At 73.6% G+C, this 12330-nt stretch carries 10 protein-coding genes; 7 read left to right on the top strand and 3 right to left on the bottom strand.

Annotated elements, in window-relative coordinates:
• Nucleotides 1–4 precede the first annotated feature (4 nt).
• Nucleotides 5–1747: an ABC transporter substrate-binding protein gene (locus tag OG462_RS06285; protein WP_406055259.1), complete on the bottom strand. Its 1743-nt coding sequence runs from the start codon at nucleotides 1745–1747 to the stop codon at nucleotides 5–7.
• Between the two features lie 194 nt (nucleotides 1748–1941).
• On the opposite strand from OG462_RS06285, the gene OG462_RS06280 reads away from it, so the two are divergent.
• From OG462_RS06280 to OG462_RS06250, 7 genes are all read left to right on the top strand, one after another.
• On the top strand, nucleotides 1942–3099 hold the full coding sequence (locus tag OG462_RS06280; RefSeq protein ID WP_406055257.1) for an NAD(P)/FAD-dependent oxidoreductase: 1158 nt from the start codon (nucleotides 1942–1944) through the stop codon (nucleotides 3097–3099).
• A 32-nt stretch (nucleotides 3100–3131) separates the two neighbouring features.
• On the top strand, nucleotides 3132–3446 hold the full coding sequence (locus tag OG462_RS06275; protein ID WP_406055256.1) for a (2Fe-2S)-binding protein: 315 nt from the start codon (nucleotides 3132–3134) through the stop codon (nucleotides 3444–3446).
• On the top strand, nucleotides 3427–5037 hold the full coding sequence (locus tag OG462_RS06270; protein WP_406055254.1) for an NAD(P)/FAD-dependent oxidoreductase: 1611 nt from the start codon (nucleotides 3427–3429) through the stop codon (nucleotides 5035–5037). The genes OG462_RS06275 and OG462_RS06270 overlap by 20 nt, the downstream gene beginning before the upstream one ends.
• Before the next feature lie 30 nt (nucleotides 5038–5067).
• Complete coding sequence (locus OG462_RS06265) at nucleotides 5068–5976, top strand: dihydrodipicolinate synthase family protein (RefSeq protein ID WP_406055252.1); 909 nt, start codon at nucleotides 5068–5070, stop codon at nucleotides 5974–5976.
• A 237-nt stretch (nucleotides 5977–6213) separates the two neighbouring features.
• Nucleotides 6214–7218, top strand: coding sequence for a proline racemase family protein (locus tag OG462_RS06260; RefSeq protein ID WP_406055250.1), 1005 nt, complete (start codon nucleotides 6214–6216; stop codon nucleotides 7216–7218).
• Nucleotides 7218–8600, top strand: a complete 1383-nt coding sequence (locus tag OG462_RS06255; protein ID WP_406066388.1) for an aldehyde dehydrogenase family protein — start codon at nucleotides 7218–7220, stop codon at nucleotides 8598–8600. Before OG462_RS06260 ends, OG462_RS06255 begins: the two co-directional genes overlap by 1 nt.
• 47 nt (nucleotides 8601–8647) lie before the next feature.
• Nucleotides 8648–9328, top strand: coding sequence for a GntR family transcriptional regulator (locus OG462_RS06250; RefSeq protein ID WP_406055248.1), 681 nt, complete (start codon nucleotides 8648–8650; stop codon nucleotides 9326–9328).
• Between the two features lie 43 nt (nucleotides 9329–9371).
• Here OG462_RS06250 and OG462_RS06245 read toward each other — a convergent pair whose 3' ends face one another.
• Complete coding sequence (locus OG462_RS06245; RefSeq protein ID WP_406055246.1) at nucleotides 9372–10400, bottom strand: LacI family DNA-binding transcriptional regulator; 1029 nt, start codon at nucleotides 10398–10400, stop codon at nucleotides 9372–9374.
• Nucleotides 10401–10465: 65 nt separating this feature from the next.
• The gene (locus tag OG462_RS06240; protein WP_406055244.1) at nucleotides 10466–12325 is read right to left on the bottom strand and encodes a glycoside hydrolase family 36 protein; all 1860 of its coding nucleotides are present in this window, start codon (nucleotides 12323–12325) and stop codon (nucleotides 10466–10468) included.
• Nucleotides 12326–12330 lie beyond the last annotated feature (5 nt).

Genomic DNA, 12330 nt, shown 5'->3' with positions numbered 1-12330 from the left:
CGCCTCAGTTCGCGCTCTTCGAGGGGTCCTTGAGGCCGACCGTGGCGTAGTCGATCTGGCCGCCGAAGGAGGTGTGGCCGAAGGCGCCGGCGATGTTGGTGCCGATGAGGAGGGGCTTGCGCTCGACGACGACGGGCGCTGTGGGCGCCTTGGCGAGGATCTCTCCGTCCAGTTCCCGCCAGGCCTTGGCGGCCTGGGCGGCGTCGGCCATCGTCGCGATCTCGTCCATGCGCTTCATCGTGGCGTCGTCGCGGAAGAGTGAGTGGTTGCCGGAGTTGCCCTTCTCCTTGATGAAGCGGCCGTCGAAGACGAACGGCAGGAACGTCGATCCGGAGGGGTAGTCGGGGCACCAGCCGGTGTAGACGAGGTCGGTGCGGTTCTTGGTGTCGCCGATCGTGTCGTAGAAGGCGGAAGGGTCGACGGTCTCGATGGTGACCTTGATCCCGGCCCGGCCGAGGGACTGCTGTACGGCCTCGCCGACGGCCTTGTCGCCGTTGGAGACGGTGATGCGGGTGGTGAAGCCGTCCGCCTTGCCCGCCTCCTTGAGCAGCTCCTTCGCCTTGGGTACGTCGCCGGTGAGTGGGATGCCGAGGGTGTCGGGCTGCTTGCCGCCGAACAGGAAGCCGGGCATGAGCGCGGTGGCCGGGTCGTTGACGGCGGGTCCGCCGGAGGCGGTGAGGACGGCCTCCCGGTCCAGGGCGTACTGCACGGCCCGCCGGACCTTGACGTCGTCGAAGGGCGCGCGCCCGGTGTGCATCTGCACCATCTCGGTACAGCTGGTCGACTCGGCGAGGAGCCGGGCCCTGATGTCGGGCTTGGTGAGCACCTTGGGGGTGGACTCCGGGCGGAGCTTGTCCCACGGGACGGCGGAGGCGTCCGGGCCGGTGGCGGCGATGAGCCGGTCGTCGATCTGGTTGGCCTTGAGGCCCATGGTGACGACGATCTTGTCCGGGTACGCCTTGCGCACCTGGTCGGTCTTCGGGTCCCAGTGGGTGTTGCGGACGAGGACCAGCTGCTTGTCGCGGGCGTAGGAGTCGATCTTGTACGGCCCGGAGGAGAAGGGCCGGTTGTCGTACTGGGGTCCCTTGTCCTGGGACGCGGGCACGGGCGCGAAGGTGGGCAGCGCGGCCGCGAAGGAGAACTCGGCGAAGGGTGTGCGGAGTTCGAAGACGATCGTGCGGTCGTCGGGGGTCTTCACGGAGGCGAGGTGCCTGCCGCCCGCCGGGCCCTGGTAGCCCTCGGCGCCGGCGAGGTAGCGGGCCGCGTAGTCGGGGCCGCCGGGCAGGTCGGGGGAGAAGGACCGCTCCACGTTGTACTTGATGTCCCGGGAGGTGATCGGTGTGCCGTCCTCGTACGTCAGCCCCGGCTTGAGCTTGAAGGTCCAGGTCTTGGCGCCGTCGGAGGAGACGCCCAGGTCCTCCGCGAGGTCGGGGACCAGTTCGCCGCCCTTGGTGCCGGGTTCCGCCTTGTACGTGACGAGGGTGCGGTAGAGCAGGCGGGTGCCGAAGTCCATGTCGCCCATCACCCAGTTGCGCGCGGGGTCGAGATGGGTGAAGTCCTGGTTGGACAGGACGGTGAGCGTGCCGCCCTTCTGCGGGGTGCCGCCGAGGACCGCTCCGCTGTTGGAGGTCGCGGGGTTCTTGCCGTTCCGGGCGCCCCCGGACGTGCCTCCGCCGGAGCAGCCGGTCACGGCGAGGGTCAGGGTGGTCACCAGGGCCGTGGCCAGGGTGCGCGTGCGCTTGTTCATGCGGGTCACTCCGGGGGAGCAGTCGGACAGCCTCGGGCAGCTGGAATGTGACCGGTAACATAGTAATGTGAAATTGCACTGACAAGGTGTCGGCAGTCCTGTTATCCATCCGTGTCCGGAAGGGGTCGGTTGGGGTCTGATCGGGGTTGGGTCGGGGTCTTGGCAGGGGGAGTGCAATGTGAAATATTACTGCCGTGCCCACGAGAGAAACCTCGGACGTCATCGTCATCGGCGCCGGCGTCGTCGGTGCCGCCTGCGCCCACTACGCGGCCCTCGCCGGCCTCACCGTCACCGTCGTCGACCGAGGTTACGTCGCGGGCGGCACGACCGGAGCGGGCGAGGGTAATCTCCTCGTCTCCGACAAGGAACCCGGCCCCGAACTCCGACTCGCCCTCCTCTCCACCGCGCTGTGGACCGAACTCGCCGACAGGCTCCCGCCGACCGTCGAGTACGAGGCCAAGGGCGGTCTCGTCGTCGCCTCCGACGAGACGGGTCTGCGTGCCCTCCGGGAGTTCGCGGCCCGCCAGGAGAAAGCGGGTGTCGTCGCGCACGAGGTGCCCGGTGACCGGCTCCACGACCTGGAGCCCCACCTCGCACCGGGCCTCACCGGCGGCTTCCACTACCCCCAGGACGCCCAGGTGATGCCCGCCCACGCCGCCGCGCAGCTCCTCCGAGCCGCCGGCGACCGGGTCCGCCTCGCGCCGGGCGAGGAGGTCACCGGCCTCCTCACCGGCGCGGGCGGAGCGGTCCGCGGAGTGCGGACCGCCACCCGCGAACTCCACGCCCCCCACGTCGTGAACGCCGCCGGCACCTGGGGCGGCGCCCTCGCCGACCTCGCCGGGGTCCACCTGCCCGTCCTGCCCCGCCGCGGCTTCGTCCTCGTCACCGAACCCCTGCCGCGCGTCGTCCGCCACAAGGTGTACGCCGCCGACTACGTGGCCGACGTGGCCAGCGGCTCCGCCGCGCTCCAGACCTCGGCCGTCGTCGAGGGCACCCCCGCCGGACCCGTCCTCATCGGCGCCAGCCGCGAGCGCGTCGGCTTCGACCGGACGCTCTCCACGGAGGTCCTGCGCCGACTCGCCGCCGGGGCCACCGCGCTGTTCCCCGTCCTCGCCGCCGTACGGGCGATCCGGACCTACCCCGGTTTCCGCCCCTACCTGCCCGACCATCTGCCCGCCATCGGCCCGGACCCGCGCGTCCCCGGACTGCTGCACGCCTGCGGACACGAGGGCGCGGGAATCGGCCTCGCACCGGTGACCGGACAGATCATCGCCGCCTGTATCACCGGCGGCGAACCTCCCCTCGACCTCCACCCGTTCCGACCCGAGCGCTTCGACGCCACCGCACCGTGAGACGCGCACCCATCGTCAGGAGAGGAGGGCCCGTGGCCCGCACCCCCATCGGCCTGGTCGGGGCACAGCCCGATCCGCCGTTCGACATCACCTTCGACGGCCGGCGCGTCCCCGCCCTGCCCGGCCAGACCCTCGCCGCCGCCCTGTGGGGTGCGGGCATCCTGGCCTGGCGCACCACCCGGGACGGAGGCCGCCCGCGCGGCGCGTTCTGCGGCATCGGCCAGTGCTACGACTGCCTCGCCACCGTCAACGGGGAGCCCAACCGCCGCGCCTGCCTGGTCCCGGCCCGCCCCGGTGACGCGATCACCACCCAGGAGGGGCACGGCCATGACAGCCTCGGCGTCTGAACCGAAGGACACGGCCGGGGACACGGCCGGGATCGTCGTGGTCCCCGGGCCGGAGGGCACGGCCGGGATCGTCTCCGTCCCCGCATCGGAGGCAGCCCGACGCTCAGGCCTGCCGGACGCGCATCGACCCTCCGGCGCGCCGTACGACCTCGTGGTCATCGGCGCGGGCTCCGCCGGGCTCGCCGGTGCCGTCACCGCATCCGAACTCGGCCTCTCCGTAGCCCTGTTGGACTCGTCACCGCAGTCCGGCGGGCAGTTCTACCGGCACCCGGCACCCGCCCTCGGCGCGGTTCGTCCCGAGGCCCTTCACCACGACTGGTCCGCTTTCGCCGACCTGCGCCGGCGCCTGGCGGAGAGCGGTGTCGACCACCTGGCCGGGCACCATGTGTGGTCCGTCGTGAAGGAGACCGACGGGACCTGGGCGGCGCACGCCCTCACCGGCGCGGACGGAAGCGTGGACGCACCCGTCCGGATCCGGGCCCGTTCGCTGCTCCTCGCCACCGGCGCCTACGAGCGCCAACTGCCCTTTCCCGGCTGGACCCTGCCCGGTGTCGTGGGCGCCGGGGGCGCACAGGCCATGCTCAAGTCCGGGCTCGTGCTGGCCGGCCGGCGCATCGTCGTGGCCGGCAGCGGCCCGCTGCTGCTCGCCGTCGCCTCGTCGCTCGCCTCGGCCGGCGCGCGGGTGCCGGCGGTGGTCGAGGCGGCGGGGTACCTGCGGTACGCGAGCACCCCCCGCGCGCTCGTCACCAACCCGCGCAAGGCGGTCGAGGCCCTCGTCCACGCGGCCGCACTGGTCCGTCACCGGGTGCCCGTACGGCTCCGCAGCGCGGTGACCGAAGTGCACGGCACCGACCGGGTGGAGGCCGTCACGGTCAGCCGCCTGGATCCCGAATGGCGACCCGTACCGGGGACGGGCCGCCGGATCGCGTGCGACGCCCTCGCTGTCGGTCACGGCCTCGTGCCCCAGATCGAGCTGGCCGTGGCGGTCGGCTGCACCACCCGCGCGCTGCCCGACGGCACCTCGGGTCTGGCCCTGGACGACCTCCAGGAGAGCTCGGTGCCCGGCCTCTGGGCAGCGGGCGAGACCGGAGGCGTGGGCGGCGCCGAACTCGCCCGTACCGAGGGGGAGCTGGCGGGCCGTGCGATCGCCGCGCGGCTCCTCGGCCGCCCCGCCGGAGCCGGCGCGATCGCCGGACTCCGGCGGCGCCGGGACCGTATGCGCGTCTTCGCCGACGTCATGTCCGCCGCGCACGCCCCCGGCCCCGGCTGGCCCGGATGGCTGACCGACGACACGGACGTGTGCCGCTGCGAGGAGGTCCCGGCGGGCAGGGTCCGCGAGGCGGTCGCCGAGCTCGGCGCGCGCGACGCCCGGACCGTCAAACTCCTCACCCGGGCCGGCATGGGGTGGTGTCAGGGACGGATGTGCGGGACGGCCGTGGCGTGTCTCGCGGCAGACGGAGGCCCTCCCGAACCGCCCCCCGAGCGCCGCCCGTTCGCCGTCCCCGTCCCGCTGTCGACGCTGGCGGCTCTCGACGGGCCGCCGGACCCGACCGTCGCGTGCGACGGTCCGACAGACCCAGTCCCCTCATAGAACGTCACACATCACCGAAAGGCCGTTGAGATGAACGCCACCACCTGGACCACCGACCGCCCCTGGCGCGGCATCATGGTCGCCACCACCCTGCCGTTCAAGGAAGACCTCTCCGTCGACTACGACGCCTATGCCGAGCACGTGGCCTGGCTGATCGCCAACGGCTGCGACGGCGTCGTCCCGAACGGCTCCCTCGGCGAGTACCAGACCCTCACCGCCGACGAGCGCGCCCGGGTCGTCCGTACCGCAGTCGAGGCCGCGGGCGACGGTGCGCGGGTCATGCCGGGCGTCGCCGCCTACGGCAGCGCCGAGTCCCGCCGCTGGGCCGAGCAGGCCGCCGAGGCCGGCTGCGGCTCCGTGCTCCTCCTGCCGCCCAACGCGTACCGCGCCGACGAGCGCTCCGTCCTCGCCCACTACGCGGAGGTGGCCGGCGTCGGCATCCCGGTCGTCGCGTACAACAACCCCATCGACACCAAGGTCGACCTCGTCCCCGGCCTGCTGGCGAACCTGTACGCCGACGGCAGCATCGTCGCCGTGAAGGAGTTCAGCGGCGACGTCCGCAGGGCCTACGAGATCGCCGAACTCGCCCCGGAACTCGACCTGCTGATCGGCGCCGACGACGTCCTCCTGGAGCTGGCCCTGGCCGGTGCGGTCGGCTGGATCGCCGGCTACCCCAACGCCCTCCCCGCGAGCTGCACCGAGCTGTACCGGGCCGCCGTGGCGGGCGACCTGGCGACCGCCCGGCCGCTCTACTCCTCGCTGCACTCCCTGCTGCGCTGGGACTCCAAGGTCGAGTTCGTCCAGTGCATCAAGCTGTCCATGGACATCGCCGGTCGCCGCGGCGGCCCCGCCCGCCCCCCGCGCCTCCCGCTCGCCGGTGCGACCGAGGCCGCCGTGCGCACCGCCACCGAGAAGGCCGTCGCCGACGGTCACCGCTGACGGGACCCGCCGACCGGACCCGCTGACGGGACCCGCCGACCGGACCCGCTGACGGGACCCGCCGACCGGACCCGCTGACGGGACCCGCCGACCGGACCCGCTGACGGGACCCGCCGACCGGACCCGCTGACGGGACCCGCCGACGGGACCCGCCGACGGGACCGCCGACGGGACCACCGCCGGTCGCCGGGGCGACCCGGCCACCGGCCGTCCCGACCGCCCACCGAAAGGAACTCCGTGCGTACGCGACATGTCTTCCACGCAGTCGACTCCCACACCGAGGGAATGCCCACCCGGGTCATCACCGGCGGCGTCGGTGTGATCCCCGGGGCCACCATGGCCGAGCGCAGGCTCCACTTCATCGAGCACCTCGACCACCTCAGGACGCTCCTCATGTTCGAGCCGCGCGGGCACGCGGCGATGAGCGGCGCCATCCTCCAGCCGCCCACCCGCCCCGACGCCGACTACGGAGTCCTCTACATCGAGGTGTCGGGCCTCCTGCCGATGTGCGGTCACGGCACCATCGGCGTCGCCACGGTCCTCGTCGAGACCGGCATGGTGCCGGTCGTCGAACCGGTCACCACCGTCCGCCTGGACACCCCGGCGGGTCTCGTCTCCGTCGACGTCCAGGTGGAGGACGGCGCGGCGAAGTCCGCCACCTTCACCAACGTGCCCGCCTTCTCCGTGGGCCTGGACCGCACGGTGGACGCCCCCGGACTCGGCAAGGTCACCTACGACCTCGCCTTCGGCGGCAACTTCTACGCCTTCGTCTCCCTCGACGACCTCGGGCTGCCGTTCGACCGCGACCGCAAGGACGACCTCCTCGCCGCCGGACTCGCGATCATGGACGCGATCAACGCCTCCCCGGACCGGCCCGTGCACCCCACCCGGCCCGAGATAGCCGGTCTCAAGCACGTCTATCTCGCGGCCCCCGGCTCCGACGCCGCGCACTCGCGGCACGCGATGGCCATCCACCCCGGCTGGTTCGACCGTTCCCCGTGCGGCACCGGGACCAGCGCACGCATGGCCCAACTCCACGCACGGGGCGAACTCCCGCTCGACCGCGACTTCGTCAACGAGTCCTTCATCGGCACCCGGTTCACCGGCCGGCTCACCGCCGGGACGGAGGTCGGCGGCCTGCCCGCCGTCATCCCGACCGTCACCGGCCGCGCCTGGATCACCGGCACCGCCCAGTACTTCCTCGACCCGGACGACCCCTTCCCCGGAGGCTTCCTCCTGTGATCACCGACCTGTCCACCCTCGTCTCCCGCAACCCTGCCGACCCGCACGACGTGCTCGTACGCCTCCCGGCCCCGGGCGCCTTCGCAGCCGCCGACGCCGTCGAGCGGGCCCGGGCCGCCCAGCCCCGCTGGCTGCGGGCCGGGGCCGCCGCCCGCTCGGCCGCGCTCGGCGCCGTCGCCGCCGCCCTGGAGGCGACGGCCGACGAGCTCGCCGCCCTCGCTGTGCGCGAGGTCGGCAAGCCCCTCACCGAGGCCAGGGCCGAGGTCGCGCGCACCGTCGCGATCTGGCGCTACTACGCCCAGGCGCCCTTCGAGCCCACCGGCACCGTGCACGAGACCGCGGCAGGCCCCGGGCTGCTCCTGACCCGGCGCCGCCCCCACGGCGTGGCCGGGCTCGTCACGCCCTGGAACTTCCCCTTCGCCATCCCGAGCTGGAAGGCCGCCCCGGCACTCGCGGTCGGCAACACGGTCGTCCTCAAACCGGCCCCCGAAGCCACCGCGTGCGCCCAGCGGCTCGCCGAGATCGTCCGACAGGCCCTGCCGGAGCATGTGTTCACCGTCCTGCCGGGCGGCCCCACCGAGGGCAACGCCCTCGTCTCCGCCGCCGACGTCGTCTCCTTCACCGGCTCCACCCCCGTGGGCCGGGCCGTCGTCCGCGCGGCGACGGCACGGGGCATCCCCGCGCAGGCCGAGATGGGTGGCCTGAACGCGGCCATCGTCCTGCCCGGCGCGGACATCGGCCTGGCAGCGGCCCACATCGCCGCCGCCGTCGCCGGGTTCGCGGGCCAGAAGTGCACCGCCACCAGCCGGATCGTCGCGGTCGGCGCCGCACTCGACCCCCTGCGCGAGGCCCTCTCCGAGGCCTTCCGGGCGGTCCGGGTCGGTGACCCGGCCGATCCGGAGACGGTGTGCGGACCGCTCGTCCACGAGAGCGCGCGCGAGCGGGTGGCCGAGTCCTGGCAGGGGCTCTCCGCTCTCGCCGGCGCCACCGTCCCGGCGACACCGGGCTGGTACGCGGCCCCGACCCTGGTCGAGAAGGTCCCGCCGGGGCACCGGCTGCTCAACGAGGAGGTCTTCGGGCCCGTCGCCGCCCTGCTCCCCGCCGACGACCTCGCCCACGCGGTCCGGATCACCAACTCCGTGCCGTACGGCCTCGTCACCTCGGTCCACACGGCCGACCTCGACGCGGCCCTGTACGGACTCGACCTCGTCGACACCGGCATGATCCGGATCAACGCCCCGTCCACCGGCGTCGACTTCCACCTGCCGTTCGGCGGGGCCAAGCAGTCGGGTCACGGCCCGCGCGAGCAGGGCAGGGCGGCCCTCGAGTTCTACACGTCCTCCCGGACGTACACCCTGGCACCCGCGGGCGCCGCAACGTGACATCGTACGGTGGTGACGCAGACCGAACCGAAGGGATCACCACCGCCATGGGGCACCTGACCCACCGCGACCTGAACGCTTCCCGCGAGCGGCTGCGCGACCAGGTCGCCCATGCGCTGCGCGCCGCCCTCATCTCCGGTGAGCTGCGGCCGGGCGTGGTGTACTCGGCCCCCACACTGGCCGAGGACTTCGGGATCTCCGCCACTCCCGTGCGCGAGGCGATGCTCGACCTGGCCCGCGAGGGGCTGGTCGAGCCCGTCCGCAACAAGGGGTTCCGGGTCACCGAGGTCGACGAACGCGACCTCGACCAGTACACCGAGATCCGCGCGCTCATCGAGATCCCGACGGTCGGCCGCGTCACCACGTCCGCCACCCGAGAGGACCTGGAGGCGCTGCGGCCGGTGGCGCAGGAGATCGTGCGCGCCGCCCGCGAGCACGACCTCATCGGCTACCTGGAGGCCGACCGGCTCTTCCACCTCACCCTCCTCGGCCTCGCGGGCAACGAGCGCCTGGTCGAGACCGTCGGCGATCTGCGCAAGCGGTCGCGCCTGTACGGGCTCACCGCCCTGGACGAGAGCGGCGACCTCATCCCGTCGGCCGAGGAGCACCTGGAGCTCCTCGACCTGATGCTCGCCGGGGACGCCAAGGGGGCGGAGGCGTGCATGACCCGGCACCTGGGCCACGTCCGATCCCTGTGGGCCAAGAGCGAGGGACCGGCCGAAGGCTAGGCCGGGCCCCTGCGCATCACGGCGGGACAGCACACCGGCGCGGCTACCGCGCCGGTGTGCTGTCGCGTACGACCGGCTCCGCCGGGAGCAGCAGCCCGCTCGTGGGGGTGGCGGCGGGGTCCTCGACGGCGGTGATCAGCCGGGTGACGAGGGCGTGGGCGATGCCGGACAGGGGCATGCGCACGCTGGTGAGGGCGGGCTGGAGCAAGGTGCAGTGCGGCATGTCGTTGAAGCCGGCGACGGCGACGTCGACACCGACGGCGAGGCCGGACGCGCGGACGGCATGATAGGCGGCCAGGGCGAGCCAGTCGTTCGCGCACACCAGGGCGGTCGGGCGGTCGGGGCCGACGAGCAGGCGCTGCACGGCCTGGGAGAGCGCGGCCGGGTCGTCGTCGGGGACGGCGACCTCGAAGGCGCCGTCGGGTGCAGCGGCCGCGGCCTGTTGCAGGCCGGCCCGCCGGTCGGCGAGCCAGGGCAGCGAGGCGGCGGAATTGACGTAACAGATCCTGCGGTGGCCCTGTTCGAGCAGGAGGCCGACCAGGGCGGCGGTGGCCGCCGCCGAGTCGATGTCCACCCAGTTCTGCGGGCGGCCGGGGGCGGTGCGGCCGAAGGCGGCGAACGGGAAGCCGGCTTCGGCCAGCACGTCGACGCGAGGGTCGTCGTGCACCACGTCGGAGAGGATGAACCCGTCGACCTGGCGGGCCGCGATCAGCCCGTTGAAGGACTTGGCGACCGCCGCGGCGCCCTGCTGGGGGTCGCAGCGGAACAGCAGGATGCGATGGCCGACGGCGTCGGCGGCGCTCACCAGCGCCTGGAGGAAGCCGCCCATCAGGGGATTGGGGTCGGCCGGGTTGTCGGCGGGGGCGGGATAGCCGATGACCTTGCGGGTGCCGCTGCGCAGACTGCGGGCGGACTGATCGGGCTGGTAGCCGAGCTCGTCGATGGCGGCGGTGACCCGGGCGAGGGTGGTGGCGCGCAGCCGGTGGGGGGCGTTGAGGGCGTTCGAGACGGTCTGGCGGGAGACTCCCGCCGCGCGTGCGACGTCCTCGATGGTCACCTGTCGAGCGGTCATCGTTCCTCTGGGGGCGGTCGGAGGGGCTGGGGACGGCGGACGGCCGTCCCCAGCCCTCTCGTCGTTCAGTGCTCTCGGGTCAGGGTGAGCAGGCCGCCGGTCGGCACGGTCACCGGGTTCACCCCGGGCACGAGGTCGAGCACGGTCTCGGACAGGATCTCACCACGGCAGTTCTGTACGCGGGCGAGGGCCTGTTCCTGCCGGGTGGCCGTCAGGAGCACCACGGGGTCGCGGTCCGCGTTGGCGACGAGCAGGGTCAGCGTGCCGTCCGTGCCGTCCCGGTCCGGGAGGGCGACGGGCAGCGGCGCGTAGCGCGCGACCACGGTGGTGCGGTCACCGTGGGCGCTGACCAGGGGGTAGCCGAGGTCCGGGCGGGCGGGTTCCAGGTCGCCGGACTGCAGGACGTCGGCGTGGCGGCGGAAGACGTCGAGCCAGAAGCGCAGGGCGGCGAGCTGGCCGGGGGTCTGCGCGGCGAGGTCGACGGAGATCTGCGGTACCGAGAACAGCGCGTTGACGAGGTGGACGGCCACGGACTCGGGCGTCTCGGCGGAGTTCCACATGATCATGTCGGCGTGGACGGCGAGCGGTCCCGCGGTGAGCCGGCAGTCGACGATGCGCTGGCGGTTCTCGGCGGGGCTGAGCGGGCAGTCGGTGGCGCGGACCATGGTGGCGTACGGCCAGAGGCCCGGGCCGACGTACGGCTGGCGGTGCTCGACGATCACGTCCGGCCGGGTGCGACGCAGGCGGGCGTCGAGCTCGGCGAGGAGCTGGAGCACGCCTTCGTGGACGGTGGCGCGGTCGGCACCGGCCGGCGCGGGCGGGGGATCGGCGACGGCGAAACGGTCGATGAAGTCGAGCTTCACCCCATCCATGCCCCACTCCTCGACGGCGCGGGAGACCTTGTCGATCAGGTAGGCGCGGACCTCGGGGTGGCGGGGGTCCAGGACGGCCGCCTCCAGGTGGGGCTCCTCGCGCAGGATCATGCCCTTGAAGCGGTCCCAGGCGTGGTTGTGCCGGCCGATGAACGGCACCGCGTACCAGAGGAGGTAGGCGAGGCCGAGCCGGTGGACCTCGGCCACGTGGCCCGCGACGTCGGGGAAGGCCTCCGTGTTGGGTTCCCAGTCGCCGCAGTGGCCGTACCCGCGGGTGCGGTCGGCGGTCTGCCAGCCGTCGTCGACGATGATGCTCTCGCAGCCGAGGGCCGCGGCGAGGGCCGCCTGACGTTCGACGGCACCGGCGTCGACGTTCTGGTGGAGGCTGTACCAGGTGGAGTAGGCGGGCATCCGCGCGGCGGAGGCGACGCCGGGGTGCTCCACGTCCTCGGACCACCAGGCGGTGACGGCCCGCAGGGTGGTGGCGAAGTGGCGCCCGCTGAGGTCGATCCGCAGCCGCATCGGCGGCCCGTCCGGGGCGAGCTCCTGCTCGACGGTGAACGCGAACTCCCCGCTCTCCTCCACGACACCGGCGCCGACGCGTACGGGCGCGGCGGTCTCTCCCGCGGCGGCGGTGCACAGGGCGCGGTCGTGGGCGCCGACCAGGCTGGCGACGGGGGCGCCGAGGGCGAGCGACACCGTCCGGGGGGCGATCCAGGACGGCGGCAGCCAGCGGGAGGCGTCGGTGGCCGGGGTCCAGTAGGCGGTGGCCCCGACGCAGGGGACGCGCCATTCGGCACGGAGCGTGACGGCCTCCGCCGCCGAGACCTCGATCAGGGCCACGCCGTCCTCGACCCGGGCGACGACGGTCTCCCACCGGTCGCCGCCGAGCCCGGTGAGGTGGAGGGCGAGCGGCTCCCCGGTAGAGTGGAACAGCCCCGTGTCGAGCCGGCGGTGGACGACGGCGCCGGGAGTGGTGTCCCCGGTCGGCGCGCCCGGTCTCCAGGCCGGGACGGGCTGCTGCGGGGCGGGCGGCTGTGGTGCGGTGGTCACGGCGG

Source organism: Streptomyces sp. NBC_01077 (assembly GCF_045162855.1).
GTDB lineage: Bacteria > Actinomycetota > Actinomycetes > Streptomycetales > Streptomycetaceae > Streptomyces.
The sequence above is the reverse complement of the archived record's forward strand: the minus strand, read 5'-3'. Positions and strand labels throughout refer to the sequence as shown.